The 16,730-nt window shown below is 67.8% G+C and carries 16 protein-coding genes; 6 read left to right on the top strand and 10 right to left on the bottom strand.

What is annotated here, in order from left to right:
* Positions 1–5: 5 nt before the first annotated feature.
* From ACUTAG_RS23865 to ACUTAG_RS23855, 3 genes are all read right to left on the bottom strand, one after another.
* Positions 6–917 (bottom strand): polyprenyl synthetase family protein, encoded by a 912-nt coding sequence (locus ACUTAG_RS23865; protein ID WP_006388364.1) that lies wholly within the window; start codon positions 915–917, stop codon positions 6–8.
* A gap of 7 nt (positions 918–924) precedes the next feature.
* Positions 925–1,191, bottom strand: coding sequence for an exodeoxyribonuclease VII small subunit (locus ACUTAG_RS23860; protein ID WP_006388363.1), 267 nt, complete (start codon positions 1,189–1,191; stop codon positions 925–927).
* 82 nt (positions 1,192–1,273) lie between these two features.
* Entirely contained in the window at positions 1,274–2,128 is an 855-nt protein-coding gene (locus ACUTAG_RS23855; RefSeq protein ID WP_047992287.1) for an IclR family transcriptional regulator, read from the bottom strand.
* 93 nt (positions 2,129–2,221) lie between these two features.
* Here ACUTAG_RS23855 and ACUTAG_RS23850 point away from each other — a divergent pair, with 93 nt between their 5' ends.
* The 3 genes from ACUTAG_RS23850 to ACUTAG_RS23840 all read left to right on the top strand — a co-directional run bounded on the left by ACUTAG_RS23850 (position 2,222) and on the right by ACUTAG_RS23840 (position 5,998).
* Positions 2,222–3,190, top strand: coding sequence for a Bug family tripartite tricarboxylate transporter substrate binding protein (locus ACUTAG_RS23850; protein WP_020924529.1), 969 nt, complete (start codon positions 2,222–2,224; stop codon positions 3,188–3,190).
* A gap of 217 nt (positions 3,191–3,407) precedes the next feature.
* Positions 3,408–4,418, top strand: a complete 1,011-nt coding sequence (locus ACUTAG_RS23845) for an acyltransferase (RefSeq protein ID WP_047992286.1) — start codon at positions 3,408–3,410, stop codon at positions 4,416–4,418.
* 431 nt (positions 4,419–4,849) lie between these two features.
* Positions 4,850–5,998: an aromatic ring-hydroxylating oxygenase subunit alpha gene (locus ACUTAG_RS23840; protein WP_024068221.1), complete on the top strand. Its 1,149-nt coding sequence runs from the start codon at positions 4,850–4,852 to the stop codon at positions 5,996–5,998.
* Positions 5,999–6,064: 66 nt separating this feature from the next.
* Here ACUTAG_RS23840 and ACUTAG_RS23835 read toward each other — a convergent pair whose 3' ends face one another.
* From ACUTAG_RS23835 to ACUTAG_RS23815, 5 genes are all read right to left on the bottom strand, one after another.
* Positions 6,065–7,195: a TIGR03364 family FAD-dependent oxidoreductase gene (locus tag ACUTAG_RS23835; RefSeq protein WP_047992285.1), complete on the bottom strand. Its 1,131-nt coding sequence runs from the start codon at positions 7,193–7,195 to the stop codon at positions 6,065–6,067.
* Between the two features lie 87 nt (positions 7,196–7,282).
* Positions 7,283–8,305 carry a putative 2-aminoethylphosphonate ABC transporter substrate-binding protein gene (locus ACUTAG_RS23830; protein ID WP_148316511.1) on the bottom strand — a complete coding sequence of 341 codons (1,023 nt, stop codon included), beginning with the start codon at positions 8,303–8,305 and terminating at the stop codon, positions 7,283–7,285.
* 114 nt (positions 8,306–8,419) lie between these two features.
* Positions 8,420–9,241 carry a phosphonoacetaldehyde hydrolase gene (gene phnX / locus ACUTAG_RS23825; protein WP_020924533.1) on the bottom strand — a complete coding sequence of 274 codons (822 nt, stop codon included), beginning with the start codon at positions 9,239–9,241 and terminating at the stop codon, positions 8,420–8,422.
* A 27-nt stretch (positions 9,242–9,268) separates the two neighbouring features.
* Entirely contained in the window at positions 9,269–11,011 is a 1,743-nt protein-coding gene (locus tag ACUTAG_RS23820) for a putative 2-aminoethylphosphonate ABC transporter permease subunit (RefSeq protein ID WP_392388241.1), read from the bottom strand.
* Positions 11,012–11,039: 28 nt separating this feature from the next.
* Positions 11,040–12,170, bottom strand: a complete 1,131-nt coding sequence (locus ACUTAG_RS23815) for a putative 2-aminoethylphosphonate ABC transporter ATP-binding protein (RefSeq protein ID WP_006388353.1) — start codon at positions 12,168–12,170, stop codon at positions 11,040–11,042.
* 160 nt (positions 12,171–12,330) lie between these two features.
* Here ACUTAG_RS23815 and ACUTAG_RS23810 point away from each other — a divergent pair, with 160 nt between their 5' ends.
* Together ACUTAG_RS23810 and ACUTAG_RS23805 are read left to right on the top strand one after the other, a co-directional pair.
* Positions 12,331–13,194, top strand: coding sequence for a LysR family transcriptional regulator (locus ACUTAG_RS23810; RefSeq protein ID WP_006388352.1), 864 nt, complete (start codon positions 12,331–12,333; stop codon positions 13,192–13,194).
* A gap of 52 nt (positions 13,195–13,246) precedes the next feature.
* On the top strand, positions 13,247–13,816 hold the full coding sequence (locus tag ACUTAG_RS23805) for a phosphonate degradation HD-domain oxygenase (protein WP_006388351.1): 570 nt from the start codon (positions 13,247–13,249) through the stop codon (positions 13,814–13,816).
* 73 nt (positions 13,817–13,889) lie between these two features.
* Here ACUTAG_RS23805 and ACUTAG_RS23800 read toward each other — a convergent pair whose 3' ends face one another.
* The gene (locus tag ACUTAG_RS23800) at positions 13,890–14,741 is read right to left on the bottom strand and encodes a sulfurtransferase (RefSeq protein WP_054484675.1); all 852 of its coding nucleotides are present in this window, start codon (positions 14,739–14,741) and stop codon (positions 13,890–13,892) included.
* Positions 14,742–14,777: 36 nt separating this feature from the next.
* Positions 14,778–15,632, bottom strand: coding sequence for a DMT family transporter (locus ACUTAG_RS23795; protein WP_006388348.1), 855 nt, complete (start codon positions 15,630–15,632; stop codon positions 14,778–14,780).
* 155 nt (positions 15,633–15,787) lie between these two features.
* Between ACUTAG_RS23795 and htpX the strand changes: the two genes are divergently transcribed.
* The gene (gene htpX, locus ACUTAG_RS23790) at positions 15,788–16,669 is read left to right on the top strand and encodes a protease HtpX (protein WP_006388347.1); all 882 of its coding nucleotides are present in this window, start codon (positions 15,788–15,790) and stop codon (positions 16,667–16,669) included.
* Positions 16,670–16,730 lie beyond the last annotated feature (61 nt).

Genomic DNA, 16,730 nt, shown 5'->3' with positions numbered 1-16,730 from the left:
ACGGTTCAGCGGTCTCGGAGGACGATGAAATCAGCCAGTTCGGCCAGGCGCGAACCGGCATCGCCCAACGGCTCGAGCGCGGCCAGCGCGGCTTCGCGCAGCTCGCCGGCAAAGGCGCGGGCCTCGTCCAGGCCCAGCAGCGAAACGTAGGTCGGCTTGTTTTCGGCAGCGTCCTTGCCCGGCGTCTTGCCCAGGCTAGCGGAATCGGCGGTCACGTCGAGGATGTCATCCACCACCTGGAACGCCAGCCCCATGGCCTGCGCATAGACGTCCAGCGCCTGGCGCGAAGCCGAGCTGGCGCCGGCGACGATGCCGCCCAGCGCCACGCTGCAGGCCAGCATGGCGCCGGTCTTCATGCTGTGCATCAGTTGCAGGTCGTCGCGCGACAGCGAACGGCCGACGCTGAACAGGTCGATGGCCTGGCCGCCGGCCATGCCCTGGCTGCCCGCGGCGCGCGCCAGCGACTGCGTGGCCTGCACGATCAGCGCCGGGGCGATCGGCATGGAGGCCAGCAATTCGAAGGCCAGCGGCTGCAGCGCGTCGCCAGCCAGCATGGCGGTGGCTTCGTCGAACTGCACGTGGGTGGTGGGGCGGCCGCGGCGCAGGACGTCGTCGTCCATGCAGGGCAGGTCGTCGTGCACCAGCGAATAGGCGTGGATCAGTTCCACCGCCGCGGCGGCGCGGTCCAGCGAGGCCTCGACGGCCAGCACGCTGCCGCTGACCGGGCAGGCCTGGCCGGCGGCGTAGACCAGCGCGGCGCGCACCCGCTTGCCGCCGCCGAGCACGGCGTAGCGCATGGCTTCATGCAGGCGGGCGGGCACGGCGTCGGCGGGCGGCAGGAGATCGTCGAGCACGTCTTCGACATGCCGCACGCGGCCCTGCAGCCACTCCGGGAAAGCGAGTTGTATTTGCTTCATCCGATTCTTATTCGTCATCCAGCGCCGCCGGATCCAGCGGGCGCAGCAGGTCGCCCTCGAGGACCTTGACCTGTTGTTCGGCCTGGGCCAGGCGGTCCTGGCAGACGCGCGTCAACGCCACGCCGCGACGGTACGCGGCCAGCGATTGCTCGAGCGGCAGCGAACCGTCTTCCATGGCCGCGACCAGCGATTCGAGTTCGGCCAGGGCCGTTTCGAAATCCTGGGGCAAGGGACGGTCGTCGGTCTGCGGATCGGCTTGTGCGGGTTTGGCCAAACGGGTCTCCGAGGGCGCTAGGGGTGGATCAATCCGTGAATTGTACGAGATACCACGGTCGCGCCACGCCGCGCCTTTGCGCTCAGGCGGGAGCGCCCGCCAGGCCCGCGATGGCGGCCCGCAGCGCCGGCGCCACCTGGGTGCGCAACCCGGCCTCGGGCAGCAGGCCTTCGGGGCCGCCGCAACTCATGACGAACACGCCCTCCCCGGTCACGGACGTGAATGGCACCGCCACGGCATTGATGCCCGACTGCCACTCGCCGATCGCGAAGCAGCAACCCGTGTCGCGCAACTCGGCGCGGGCGCGCTCGATCGCGGCAGCCGCCGGCGCGGCCGGCCCCAATCGTTCCATCACGTCGGCGCAGGCCGCCGCCGGCAGGCTGGCAAGGTAGGCGCGGCCCATGGCGCTGTCGAGGCTGGCGCGATAGCCCACCGGCAGGCGCAGGTAGAGAGCGGACGAACCATGGATGGCCTCGACGTAGGTCATGGCGTCGCCGTCGAAGGCGCCCAGGGCCACCGCGCCGCCGGTTTCGCGCGCCAGGTCGGTCATGGAGGCCTTGGCCAGCTCGCGCACCTCCAGCCCGGCCAACAGGCCGAAGCCCAACGCCAGCACGCCATAGCCCGGCGAGTACTTGCCGGTATCGGGGTGATAGCGCAGGTAGCCCAGTTCGGTGAGGGTGTAGGTAATGCGGCTGATGGTGGGCTTGGGCAGGCCGGTCAGGCGGGCCAGATCCAGGTTGCCCAGCGCCGCCACGCCGGGCCGGAAACAGCGCAGCACCTCCAGCCCGCGCGCCAGCGCGGTGATGAAATCCGGTGATACCGGCCCCTCGCCCACGGCCCCCGCCCGCTTGCGGCGCGCCGGCGCGCTCAATTCAAGCTTCTGGTCGGGCTTGGCGGCGGGATGGGGAATGCGCTTGGGGTCAGAAAAAGATTGCATTTCTATTCGCTTCGTTTTTATAGTTTATTTCGAATAACAAAACTAAATTCCAGTATTCGGAATTTAACACACACGCGATTTCAAGGGGAAAACATGATTCGCAAGCGCTACCCATTCCTGGCGGGTTTACTGCTCAGCGTCGCCGCGCTGGGCGCCCAGGCCGATTCCTATCCGTCGCGTCCGATCAAGGTCGTGTCGCCGTTCCCGGCAGGCGGCGCCACCGACGTACTGACCCGGGTGCTGGCCGAGCGCATGGCCAAGACGCTGGGACAGCCCATGATCGTCGAGAACAAGGCGGGCGCCGGCACCTCGATCGGCGCCGCCTTCGTGGCGCGCGAGACGCCGGACGGCTACACCATCCTGATGGCAACCAACTCCACCCTGGTGACCAACCGCTACCTGTATAAGGAACTGCCCTACGATCCCGACGGTTTCGCGCCGATCGGCATGGTCGGGGTGGGCCCACTGGTGCTGCTGTCCAGCCCCAAGCGACCGTTCAACAGCACGGCGGACGTGGTCGCGTACGCCAAGCAGAACCCGGGCAAGCTGACCTTCGCCACCTTCGGCGCTGGCACCTCGTCGCACCTGGCGGGCGAACTGTTCAAGGAACGCGCCGGCATTGACATCCTGCATGTGCCGTTCAAGGGCGCGACCCAGGCCCTGCCGGCGCTGATCAGCGGCGACGTCGACCTGTTCTTCGACATGGTCGCCACCGGCATGCCGCAGGCCGAGGCCGGCAAGGTCAAGGTGTTCGCCATCACCAGCCCCAACCGCCTGGCCACCGAATCGAAACTGCCGACCCTGGCCGAGCAGGGCTACGCGGGCTTCGACATGACCGCCTGGTTCAGCTTCGTGGCGCCCAAGGGCACGCCGGCCCCGGTGCTGGAAAAGCTGCAGGCGGCCCTGGCAGATACGCTCAAGGACGAAGCCGTGAAAAAGCGCATGCTGGAGATGGGCATCGACCCGCGTTCCGGCAGCCCGTCGGAACTGGCCCGGCAGATCAGGAACGAGCAGCCCATCGTGTCGCAACTGATCAAGCAGGCCAATATCGTCCTGCAATGACGGCCACCGCCGTTTCGTGACAAAAGGTTCACGGACCCGCAACGTCCGCGAACCGGCGCCCAGGGCGCCCCTCAACCGACAGCGCCCGCGCGGCCCTGTCGGTTTTTCATGCGCAACCTAACCCCTGGATACAGTACCCGCGCCGCCCCGGCTGCTAAGGTGAAAAGCGAGGACGGCCGCCGCGCCCTCCCCCGCCTCACTTGTCTCCGGGAGTCCGATGCCTTTGACCGATGACCGCTACGCCCGACTGGATGCCGCCCGCTGGCTTGCCGCCGCGGCGGTGGTGCTGCTGCACAGCGCCGCCCTGATCGTCAGCGAACCGGCGGCGTTCGGCAATGGCGCGTGGCTGGCCGCCAATCTCTACGATTCGGCGGCGCGCTGGTGCGTGCCGGTGTTCGTGATGGTCAGCGGCGCCCTGCTGCTCGATCCCGACAAACCGCAGGACGCGCGCCGCTTCTACAGCAAGCGGGCGACGCGGATCCTGACGCCGCTGGTGTTCTGGAGCCTGTTCTACCTGGCCTGGCGCACCGGCCTGGACTGGTGGGACGATGGCCACGTCGATTTCTCGTTCTGGCCGCGCAAGGTCGCCCAAGGGGAACCTTATTACCACCTCTGGTATCTCTACATGATCGTGGGGCTGTACCTGTTCGCGCCGCTGGTGCGGCTGCTGTATGCGCGCAGCAGCGCGCGCTCGCGTTCGCTGTGGGTGGTGGGCATTCTGGGCCTGGCCATCCTCGATGCGCTCTATCGCCGCGCCCTCGGCGCGCAACCCGGTTTCTTCCTGACCTGGTTCCTGCCCTACCTGGGCTATTTCGTCGCCGGGCGCCAGATCTTCGACGGCGAGCTGCGCGTGCCCCGGCCGGCCCTGGTGCTGGCCGCGAGCGTGGCGGCCACGGCTCTGGGCGTGTACACCATGTCCAGCAACCGAACGCTGAACACCTATTTCTACGACTACTTCAGCCTGACCGTGCCGTTCATGTCGCTGGCGGCATTCCAGCTCATCGTCTCGTCGCCGCGGCTGCCGCGATTGGCGTCGCTGGCTCCGCTGACCTTCGGGGTCTACCTGATCCATCCGGTGTTCCTGGATGTGGCGCACCGGGCCGGCGCCATCAGCGGCGCGCGCCGCGACGCCTGGGTCGTGCCCCTGTTGACCCTGGCGGTGTTCGCCTTGTCCGCCGCCAGCAGCTGGTTGCTGCGGCGCCATCCCGCCACCCGCAGGCTGGTCTGAAAAACCTACGATGCGCAAGGTTATTCAGGTTTTGCGCGCGGTCAAACCAGCGCGGCCGGATCTTCACTAAGCTTCACCGATCTTCACGGGCGTGGGGAAAAGGGTTGGGGTACAATTGACGGCTTACTTGATCGGCCAGACACCGATTTTTCTTCGCGCCAGAACGGATTTAGCCACCCCTCTTGCATACCGCGATTGCAAAACACGACAGCGCTCAAACGCGCAATAGTGAGGCAGCAGTGGTGAAGCAACAGCGACGCAACAATGTCGCAACAGCGGCAGGGGATGTGACGAAGCTCAAGCCGTCCTGGCTTTTTAACGCCGGGCCGCCCCAGAAAGAGGCCCCCATTTGAGGGCAGGTCAGCCCAGCTGGTACGTAGTACACAGTGGGCGCGGCGTTGGGGGAAATATTCATCCGAGCGGAGGGAATCATGACCGACATCGGTCGGATGGCACATGTTGTGCCAGCTCGCACCCAGCTACCCGTCAGTGCTTATTTTGACGAAGCCCTCTTTGCCCGCGAGCAAGAACTCATTTTCAAGCAATCCTCGCTGTACGTCGGCCACCAGAAGCTGGTGCCCGAGGTCGGGGATTGGCGCACCTTGGCCCAGGAAAATGGAGGGCGCGTGCTGGTTCGCAACCAGCAGGGCGTTGAACTCATCTCAAATGTCTGCCGCCACCGCCAGGCATTGATGCTGGGCGGCCAGGCCGGCGACGTCACCGGCCATTGCAATTCGCACGGCAGCCTCAAGGCCACCGGCGGCAACATCGTCTGCCCGCTGCACCGCTGGACCTACAACAACCAGGGCGAGCTGCTGGGCGCGCCGCAGTTCGAGACCACGCCGTGCATGAACCTGCAGAAGTTCCGGCTGCGTGATTGCCATGGCCTGCTGTTCGAAGGCCCGCGCGACCCGGCCGCCGACATGGCGCCGCTGTTCGCGCGGCCCGAGTTCGACTTCGGCGATTACGTGCTGGACCACGTCGAAGTGCACCAGTGCAACTACAACTGGAAGACCTTCATCGAGGTGTACCTGGAGGACTACCACGTCGGCCCGTTCCACCCCGGCCTGGGCCGCTTCGTCACCTGCGACGACCTGACCTGGGAGTTCAACGACTGGTACAGCCTGCAGAAGGTCGGCGTGCACAACGCGCTGGCGCAACCGGGTTCGGACGTCTACAAGCAATGGCACGATCGCCTGCTGTCGTTCCGCGATGGCGACGCGCCCGATTTCGGCGCGGTCTGGGTCACGTATTTCCCGACCCACATGATCGAGCTGTATCCGCACGTGCTGGTGCTGTCGACGCTGTATCCCAAGAGCCCGCAGGAAACCGTCAACGTGGTCGAGTTCTACTACCCCGAGGAAATCGCCGCCTTCGAGCGCGAGTTCGTCGAGGCGCAGCGCGCGGCCTACATGGAAACGGCGATCGAGGACGACGAGATCGCCGAGCGCATGGACGCCGGCCGCAAGGCCCTGATGCTGCGCGGCGTGAACGAGACCGGTCCCTACCAGTCGCCGATGGAAGACGGCATGCAGCACTTCCACGAGTGGTACCGCCGCATCATGCAGGAGCGGCTCTGAGGACACGCTCCGCCAACGCAAAAGGGCTCGCGATCGCGAGCCCTTTCTTTTTGCCGGGGCGGCAGTTCAGCGGCCGAGGGCGGCGGCGACCGTGCGCTCCCCGATCGCCAGCCCGACCGTCATGCCCACGCCCGAGTGCATCACCGCGACCGTGGTGGCAGCGTCCACCGGCATCACCGAGAACGGCGCCGGCCCATGCGTGCCATAGACGCCCTGCCAGCGCTCCAGCACCCGCAGCCGCGCCCCCAGCGCCTGCGACGCCAGGTCCAGCATGGCGTTATCGACGGCCTCGTCGTTGAACGGGAAGGCATCCTGGCCGTAGCGGTGCGAATCGCCGATGATCAGCTCGCCATAAGGCGTGGGGCTGATCAGCAGGTGGATGCCGTTTTCCAGCAGCATCGGCGTGCGCGCCTGGATCTGCGCGCGCAGCGCCAACGCCGACGGCAGGTCCGAGAAGGCGCCGTAGTGCACGCAGGACAGGCCAGTGAGCAGCGGGCGGTCCAGCGCCATGGGACGCGTCTCGAAAGCCGCGCGCAACATTTGCAGGCGCGTCACTTCCAGGTTCAGCGGCGCGAACCGTTCGGGCAGCAGCGTCAGATAGTCGTGGCCGGGGCAGACGAAGACGTGCGCACCGGTGAAGTCGCCTGCGGTGGTCGCGACCTGCCCTTGCTCGACGGCGCGCGCCAGGGTGCCGGTGACGAATTCGACGCCCAGCGATTCGGCCAGGTAGCGGGTGATGGCCGGCAAGGCCTCGCGCGAATAGATCTGCAGGTCGTCCAGCCCGCGCAGCGCGGCGCAGTGGTGCGCCAGCTGGCCGTCATACAGCTTTGCCACCTCACGGCCCGACAGCAGCTCGGCGCGATAGCCTTCCTGTTGCAGGCGGGTCCGGGCGAATTCGTCCAGCACGTCGGCCTCGCCGGCGTCGCGCGCCAGCACCAGCGCGCCGTTGGCGCGCACATGGAAGCCGGCCTGGGATGCCAGGTCCAGCCACAGCTCGCGCGCCTGCTGGGCGTGCGACAGCATCATGCCGGGGGCCTGGCCGGTGACGATCACCTGGCCAAAATTGCGGATGGTGGCGCCATGCGCCTGGCGGCTGCGTTCGATCACGGCCACCGACAGGCCGCGCTTGGCGGCGGCCCAGGCATGGGCGATGCCGAGCATGCCGGCGCCGACCACGACTACGTCGAATTTTTTCATTTGGAGAATGAGGCAGAAAGGTTGCCCGGGAAGCGCCCGCCCGGGCGCCCGCCCTGCCGCGGCGGCGTGGCCGCCGCGGTGGCCCGATTACTTCTTCTTGGGCTCGGACTTGCCGTCGTAGCGGCGGCTCCATTCGGCGATGATGCGGTCGCGGTTGGTGGCGGCCCAGACGAAGTCGTTCTTGATCATGCGCTTGGTCAGGTCGGCCGGCAGGTTGGGGTTGGAGGTGGCGATCGAGGGAATCGCCAGCACCGCGAAGTTGGCCTTGTACAGCTCGTTGGCCTCGCGGCTGGCCGAGAAGTCGGCCAGCTTGCGCGCGGCTTCCAGGTTCTTGGTGCCCTTGACGATGGCGGTGGCTTCGACTTCCCAGCCCAGGCCTTCCGACGGGAACACGGCTTCGACCGGCGCGCCGTCGGCCTTGAGCTTGGCGGCGCGGTAGTCGAACGACACGCCGATCGGGAATTCGCCGGCGGCCGCCATGTTGCACGGCTTGGAGCCCGAGTGCGTGTACGAACCGATGTTCTTGTGCAGGGCGTCCATGTAGGCCCAGCCCTTTTCTTCGCCGAAGATCTGCAGCCAGGCGCTGACGTCCAGGAAGCCCGTGCCCGACGAGGCCGGGTTCGGCATGACGATCTTGCCGGCGTAGACCGGCTTGGTCAGGTCCTGCCACGATTCGGGCTTGGGCAATTTCTGCTTTTCGGCTTCGACGGTGTTAAAGCAGATGGCGGCGGCAAAGCCGTCCATGCCGACCCAGGTCGGCTCGGCCTTGGCATCGCGCATGTTGGCGGCGATCTGGTCCAGGCCCTTGGGGGCGTAGGGCTGCAGCATGCCTTCCTTGTCCATCAGGCCCAGCGAGGTGCCGGCCAGGCCCCAGATCACGTCGGCCTTGGGGTTGCCCTTTTCGGCCAGCAGCTTGGCGGTGATGATGCCCGTGGAGTCGCGCACCCACTGGATCTTGATGTCGGGGTTGGCCTTTTCGAAGGCGGCCTGGTAGGCCTTGATCTGGTCGGCTTCCAGCGCCGTGTAGACGGTCAGCGTGGTCTCGGCGGAAGCGGCGCCGGTGATGCCGGCGAAAGCGGCGGCCAGGGCAAGCAGCGTGAAGCGTTTCATGAAGGTACTCCGTGGGTGGGCGGAAAAAGGGTGAGTCGGGTCGCCGCGGCCGGCCCATGCCCGCCGCGGTGCGTTGCGAAAAAAGGTTGGGTCAGGATCCCGGCGCCAGCGGCCTCAGGGGCGTTGGCCCGCCGCCAGGCGGGATTCGATATCGGCAATCACGCCGGGCAGGTCGGCCACGGTGTCGATCAGGTAATGCGGCGCGGCGCCGGACAGTTCGCGGCCGGCGCGTTCGCGGGCCGCCCGGCGGCCGTTGTCGTCCAGGCTCAGGTATTCGTCCAGCGTCAGGCCGGCGGCATTGCCCGACAGCAGCAGGCCGACGGTCCACATGCCGGCGCGGCGGCCTTCCTCGATGCCGGGGGCGGTGTCGTCGACCTTGACGCAGCCGGCCACATCCGTCAGGCCCAGCTCCACGACGTTCTTGAGCGCCATGGCCGGCGCCGGGCGCGCGCGCGGCACGTCGTCGCTGGCGACGATGCAATCGGGTTCGAGGCCTTCGCCGGCGGCGCGCTCGACCACGCGGCGCATCACGCTGCCGGGGTAGCCTGAGCACGAGCCAATCTTCAGGCCGCGCTGGCGCAGCGCGCGCAGCAGCTCGGCCGCGCCGGGAATGGCGGCCGAGTACTGCGCCACCTTGTCCAACTGCATCGGCAGGAAGCGCTCATAGATGGCGGTGACGTCGTCGTCGGTCGGCAGGCGGCCGAACCGGGCCTGGTATTGGTTGGCGATGGCGGGCTCGTCGCACAGCGCGCGGATATGGTCCCATTTGCCCACGCCCATCGGGCCGCGGGCCTGTTCCAGCGTGACGTCCATGCCGAACTCGGCGAAGGCGTCGACGAACACCTTGGTCGGGGCGAACGAACCGAAGTCGACCAGCGTGCCGGCCCAATCGAAAATCACCGCTTCCAGGCGGACGGGCAGAGGCGAAACAGTCATGAGGGTCTTCCTTGCAGAATATTCAAATCAAAGGGCGGCGGGCCGGCGCCAGGCCTGGCTGCGCGCCACCAGGGCGCGACTGGCCAGGTGCAGCAGCAGCGCCGCCACCGCCGAGCTGGCCATGATCACGGTGCACATGGCGGCGGCCGGGCCGATGAAGCCGGCGTCATCCATGTTCAGCACCGCGACGGCGGCCAGCACCGTGGACGGGCTGTACAGGAACACCACGGCCGACACGGTGGTCATGGCGGAAACGAACAGGTAGCGGGCGACGTCGAGCGCGGCCGGCAGGCACATCGGCAGCGTCACGCGCAGGAAGGTGGTCATGCGCGGCACCTTGAGCGAGGCCGAGGCCGCCTCGAACTCCGGGTCCAGCGCGTTCAGCGCGGTGGCGGCCGTCAGGTGCGCGCTGGTGTAGAAGTGCACCACCGTGCACAGCACCAGCAGCGGCATGGTGCCGTACAGCACATTGAGCGGATTGGCGGCGCCGTTGAAGAAGAAGATGTAGCCCAGGCCCAGCACCAGGCCGGGCACGGCCATCGGCATCAGCGCCAACATGCCCAGCACGCCGCGCAGGCCGCGCGCCGAGGCGCTGCGGGCCGGCACCTTTTCCATCATCCAGGCGCCCAGGAACACCACCACCGTGCCGATCAGCGCGGTGCAGAAGGCCAGTTCCAGGCTGTTGCGCCAGGCCAGCCAGCCGCCGCCATCCATGTTGTCGAAGTCGTAAGAACGCAGCGACAGCGACAGGTTGTAGGGCCACATCTTCACGAACGAGGCCCACACCGCCACGCCGATGATCAGCAGCAGGAACCCGGCCATGCCGCCCGCCAGCAGCAGGAAGGCCGCGTCGCGCCGGCGGTTGGCGCCGGCCGCATAGGGCTGGGCGCGACCGCTCAACTGGGCGCCCTGGCGCGCCCGCAGGCGGCGGTCGAGCACGAAGGTCAGCAGCGCCGGCAGCAACAGCAGGATGCCGATGGCGGCGCCCTTGGGGAAGTTCTGCTGACCGACCACCGCCTTGTAGGCTTCCATCGCCAGCACGTTGTAGTCGCCGCCCACCACCTTGGGCACGCCGAAGTCGGTCACCGTAAGCGTGAACACCACGCAGCAGGCCGAGAACACGGCATAACGCGTGCCGGGCAGGGTCACCGTCATGAAGGTGCGCAGCGGCCCCGCGCCCATGGCGCGCGCCGCGTCATAGAGGCGGCCGTCGGCCAGCGTCAGGCCGGTCAGCAGGATCATCAGCGCGTGCGGGAAGGTGTAGAACGCCTCGCCCGCCACGATGCCCCAGAAACCATAGATGGTGGCGCCGCCGAACAGGCCTTTCAGCAGGCCCTGGTTGCCCAGCAGGTAGACCAGCGCGATGCCCGGCAGCAGCGACGGCGCCAGCAGCGGCAGCAGCGCGATGGTGCGCAGCAGGCCCTTGCCGGGAATGCGGCTGCGCGTCAGGGCATAGGCGAAGGCGTAGGCGCAGGGCACCACCAGCATCATGGTGACCACGCCCACCGTCAGGCTGCGCCCGACCATGCCCAGGAAACCGTCGGCACCGATGATGCCCAGCACCACCGACAGGCCGGCCCAGTCGCCATTGGCGTCGGTGACCGATTTGGCCAGGATGGCCACCAGCGGCAGGGCCAGGAACAGCGCCAGGCCCAGCGCCAGGGCGCCCTGCCCCAGCGTCAGTCCGAAGGCCCCGACCCAGGCGGGCAGCGGCCGGCGGCCCAGTGACGCAGAAGCGGGGGCGACGGACGTGTCGGCGGGCGCGGACATGGCGGCGGGTGCGCGGCTCGAAGCCGGATCAAGCGTAGGCGCGAATCGCATGGCGCGGCAGCTCCACCCAGCAGCGGCTGGCGGCGTGAGGGCCCAGCAGGGCGTCTCCGGTTTCGGGGGACACGATCGAATGCACGGTGGCGCCGGGCACGCCTTCCAGGCGCAGCGCCAGGCGGTAGCCGCGGCCCAGGAACACGCCATCGAGCACGTCGGCCAGCATGGTGTTGGGCTGCTCCGGACGCGCCACGCTCACGCGCACCGCCTCGGGCCGCACGAACAGCTTGCCGACGTTGCGCTCCAGCGCCTCGTCCACCGCCAGTTCCTGGCGGCCGACGCGGGCGCGGTGCGCGTCGATACGCTCGAACGGCAGCCAGTTGGCCTCGCCGACGAAATCGGCGATGAAGGCCGAGCCAGGCTGGCGATACAGTTCGCGCGGGGTGCCGAACTGCTCGATGACGCCGCCGTTCATGACGGCGATGCGGTCGGCCATGACCATCGCTTCCTCCTGGTCGTGCGTCACCATCAGCGTGGTGATCGACAGGCGCTTCTGCAGCGCGCGCAATTCGATGCGCAGGTGTTCGCGCACGCGGGCGTCCAGCGCCGACATCGGCTCGTCCAGCAGCAACAGGGACGGCGACGGCGCCAGCGCGCGGGCCAGGGCGACGCGCTGCTGCTGGCCCCCGGAGATCTGTCCCGGATATTTATGAGAGGCGCCGGCCAGGCCCACCAGCGTCAGCATTTCCTCGACCCGGTCGGCCACGTGCTTGCGATGGGCGCGCTTGCCGCTCAAACCGTAGGCCACGTTCTGGGCCACGGTCAGGTTGGGAAACAACGCGTAGGACTGGAACAGGATGCCGTAGTCGCGCTCCTGCGGCTCGGCATGGGAGATATCCCGGCCCGACAGCAAAATGGTGCCGCTGTCCTGGCGCTCAAGCCCGGCGATGGCGCGCAGCAGCGTGGTCTTGCCGCAACCCGACGGACCCAGCAGGCACACCAGTTCGCCAGCGCGAATATCCAGCGACACATCCGACAGCGCCGTATGGCTGCCGAAGCGCTTGACGAGATTGCTGACCGAAAGAAAGCCCCCGCGCGGCGCTCCGTGCGGCGGCGCGGCGCCGGTCGGAACAGTATTGGTATCGCGTTGGAGCTGTTGGGCCATGGGGCCTCCGGTCTGGGAACGAAGGCAGTATGGAAGGCGCGTATTGAGTGTTTATGACACTTCGCGCAAATGCAGTAATAAAAACATCAAATTATTTTGGTGTACTGGCGGTCTTGCGCAATCCGTCCACCAATTCATCCGTTTACAGGCCCTGCCCAACGTGCTCGTCGCCGAACTCAAATCCTTCTATGCCGTGGCTCGCTGCGGCACCGTCACCAAGGCCGCGGCCCAGTTGGGCGTCAGCCAACCCACGGTGACGGGGCAACTGCGCCAGTTGGAATCGCGCTATGGCGTCGAGCTGTTCCACCGCCAGGGCCGCGGCATGCGACTGTCGGATGCCGGGCACAGCCTGATGCCGATGGTCGAAAAGCTGGTGCAGCAGGAAACCGAGATCGATTTCCGGCTGCGCGACGCCAGCGACCTGCGCGAGGGCAACCTGCGCATCGGCGCCACCGGGCCGTACTACATCATGGACACGGTGCGCCGCTACAACCAGCTCTACCCCGGCATCGACCTGACCGTGGCCATCGGCAACTCGCAGAGCATGCTGCAGGCGCTGCACGACTATCGCATCGAGATTGCCACGTCCTCGTTTCTGATGGATGACAAGCATTTGTACCGCCGCATGATCGCGGCCGACCCGATCCGCGTGGTGACGCACCGCGGCCACCCGCTGGCGCGGCGCGGCAAGGTGGCGCTGGCGGACCTGGCCGATCACGCTCTGCTGCTGCGCGAACCCGGCTCGATGACGCGCCAGTTGACCGAAGAAGCCCTGCAGGCGGCCGGCGTGACGGTCAAGCGCACGCTGGAAATCGGCAGCCGCGAATCGATCCGCCAGGCGATCCTGTGCGAACTGGGCATCAGCCTGATCCCGTCACGCGAAATTCCGTCCCATCCCGAGCTGGCGGCCCTGGACATCGAGGGCGCCGACGTCGTGATGCATGAATACCTGTACTGCCTGCGCGAGCGCCAACCGGTGCAACTCATCGCGCGCTTTCTGGAGATGGCGCCGGCAGCCGGCTGATCCCAGGGATCACTGCCCGCCTCTTCCCCTTGCGGCCACTCAGGAGACAACCATGGCCTTGACCCTGCAGGACATCGAACAGCTTTTCCTGGAACGCGGGCACCGTTCCTATCATGGCGAATCCGTCAGCCATTTGCGGCATGCGTTGCAGACCGCGACGCTGGCCGAACGCAATGGCGCCAATGCCCAATTGATCACCGCCTGCCTGCTGCACGACCTCGGGCACCTGATCGCCGACCATCCCGACACGCCCACGCTGCGCGGCATCGACGACAAGCACCAGTATTTCGTGCTGCCGTTCCTGCGCGGGCTGTTCAGCTCGGCGGTGCTGGACCCGATCCGGCTGCACGTGGAGGCCAAGCGCTACCTCTGCTATGTGGAGCCGCAGTATGAAGCGTCGCTTTCGGAGGATTCGAAGCGCAGCCTGGCGCTTCAGGGGGGCAGCTTCGATGCGGGCCAGGCGGTGGATTTCGCCAGCATGCCGGGCGCGCCGGATGCGATCCGCCTGAGGCGCTGGGACGACATGGCCAAGGTGCCAGGGCTGGCCACGCCGCCGCTGGACCACTTCCTGGAGATCGCCGAAAGCGTCTCCGGACGGGTCAAGCTGGCGGCGGTCTGGTAAGACCGCCACCCGCGCCGTCGGAATACCACGGCGCGGTTTCAGGCCCGGTTTGCGGCGGGGCCGGCCGGTGCGTTCACTCGCCCTTGGCCACCGGCCGGGACGGATCGCTGCACCACTCGCTCCACGAGCCCGGATAAAGCCGCGAGCCGGCCAGGCCGGCGATTTCCATCGACAGCAGGTTGTGGCAGGCCGTGATGCCCGAGCCGCACTGGTGCACGATGGCCCCGGGGTCGCGGCCGTCCAGCAGGGCGGTGAATTCCTCGCGCAACTGCGCCGCGTCCTTGAAGCGGCCGTCGGCCTGCAGGTTCTGGCCGTTCGGACGATTCAGCGCGCCGGGGATGTGGCCGGCCACCGGATCCATCGGCTCGACCTCGCCGCGATAGCGGTTGGCGGCGCGCGCGTCGATCACGGTGAACGCGGGCCGGGCGATGTTGTCCAGCACCGCCTGCGCATCCACGCTGCCCACGAGCGGCGCCGCCGGCGTCACCGGCGCACCCGCCTGCACCGGCGCGGCCGCCTCGGTGGAGGTGGGCAGCCCGGCGGCCTGCCAGGCCTGCCAGCCGCCGTCGAGCACGGCCACCCGGTCGTGACCCAGCCAGCGCAGCATCCACCACAGGTGCGCGGCGTACATGCCGCCGCTGGCGTCATAGGCCACCACCAGGGTTTCGGGCGTGACGCCGTGCGCCGCCATCAAGGCGCCGAACTGGCCGCGGTCGGGCAGCGGATGGCGGCCGTTCTTGCCGGTCCGGGCGGCGGCCAGCTCGGTTTCGTGGTCGAGGTAGCGGGCGCCGGGAATATGGCCGGCGGCATAGGCTTCACGGCCGGCCGCGTGGTTGGTCAGGTCGTGGCGCACGTCGAACACGCGCACGTCCGCCGCGCCCAGGTGCGTGGCCAGGTCGGCCGCGGAAATCAGGGTCATCGTCATCGGAAATTCTCCTCTGATAGGGTCGGGTTGGCGGGATCAGGTCGGCTTGGGGTCACGCATGGTGCGCCAGACCGACAGCAGGCCCGCCGAAATGATCAGGCCCATCCCGGCCCAGGCCAGGCCGTCCAGGGTATCGCCCCAGAAACCCATGCCGAGCAGGGCCGCGAAGATGATCGTGCTGTATTGCAGGGCCGCGGTCAGCAATGCAGACCCCAGGCCGAACGCCCGCGTCATGGCCAACTGGCCGAACAGGCCCGTCACGCCCACGCCCAGCAGCGAGCTGTAACCGGTCCAGTCGGCCTGGCCCCAGCCCTCGAAGCCCAGGCCGGCGAAGCTGGAAGCGCACACCGCCACCGAAAAGAACAGCACCGTGCGCCACTCGGGCTCGCCGATACGGCCCAGCTGGCGGATCTGCATCATGGCGATGGCCGACATGGCGCCCGCCCCCAGGCCCAGCAGGGCAGCCAGCCACTGGTCTTCGTTGATGCTGGGACGCAGCACCGCGATCACGCCCAAAAAGCCCAGGGCCACGGCCGCGATCCGCACCGGGTCGCGCTGCGCCCCGCCCCACCCCAGCATCCAGCACGCGATGAACAGCGGCGCCGTGTAGTTCAGGCTGGTGGCGGTGGCCAGGGGCAGATGGGAGATGGCGAAGAAACCGAGCCACATCGAGGTGACGCCGGACAGGTTGCGCCACAGGTGCAGTTTCCAGCTGGTGGGCACGATCGACTGGCGCCCGGCGCGCGCCCAGATCAGCAGCAGCACCACCGATGGCAGGCCGCGGAACAGCACCACTTGCGGCAGCGTCGCGCCGTGCTCGGTGCCCAGCTTCACGAACGACCCCATGATGGCGAACATGGCGGACGCCAGCAACATCCAAAGTGCCTGCATTTGGGGGTCAGCGCTCAGGTGAAAGTGAGGGGGAAATAGGGGAAAGCGATACTATACTCTCCGTCACCGGGGGCGGCGCCGGCAGTCGGGGAACTGCTGCGCCGCGGCACAGTCCAATCCCGCACAAGTCCCGCTCGCTGAGGAACAAAAAAAGCATGAAACGCATCATCCTTTTCGTCATTACCAACCTGGCCGTCATGCTCGTGCTGTCGGCCACGCTGCGCATCCTGGGCGTAGACCGCTACCTGACCGCCAACGGCCTGAACCTGCAGGCGCTGTTGATCTTCTCGGTCGTGGTCGGCTTCACCGGCGCCATCATCTCGCTGCTGATCAGCAAGCCCATGGCCAAATGGAGCACCGGTGCCCAGGTGCTGGATCCGAACGCGCCGCGCAACCAGCGCGAGGCCTGGCTGCTGGACACCGTCCACCAGCTCGCCGATCGCGCCGGCATCGGCCGCCCGGAAGTCGCCATCTACGACGGCGCGCCCAACGCGTTCGCCACCGGCGCCTTCAAGAACGACTCGCTGGTGGCGGTGTCGACCGGCCTGCTCGAAAGCATGAGCGAAGAGGAAGTGGCGGCGGTGCTGGCCCACGAAGTGGCCCACATCGCCAACGGCGACATGGTCACGCTGACCCTGATCCAGGGCGTGGTCAACACCTTCGTGGTGTTCCTGGCGCGCGTGGTCGGCTACTTCATCGACCGCGTGGTGTTCAAGAACGAACGCGGCCTCGGCCCCGGCTACATGGTCACCGTGATCGTCTGTGAGATCATTTTCGGCATCCTGGCCTCGATCATCGTGGCCTGGTTCTCGCGCCAGCGCGAATACCGCGCCGACGCCGGCTCGGCCCACCTGATGGGCGCCCGCGAACCCATGATCCGCGCCCTGGCCCGCCTGGGCGGCCTGGAACCGGGCGAACTGCCCAAGTCGTTCGAAGCCTCCGGCATCACCGGCAAGGGCGGCCTGGCGGCCATGTTCGCCTCGCACCCGCCGATCCCGGCCCGCATCGCCGCGCTGCAGAACGCCCGCGTGATCTGATCCCGGCAACGGCCCACGAGAAAAGCCTCCGCGCCGCGCCAGCGGCTTGCTGGCCCCCCCG

Source organism: Achromobacter sp. CSND-B12, from assembly GCF_052906545.1.
Note: the sequence above shows the minus strand (reverse complement) of the source record. Positions and strands in the feature narration are given on the sequence as shown.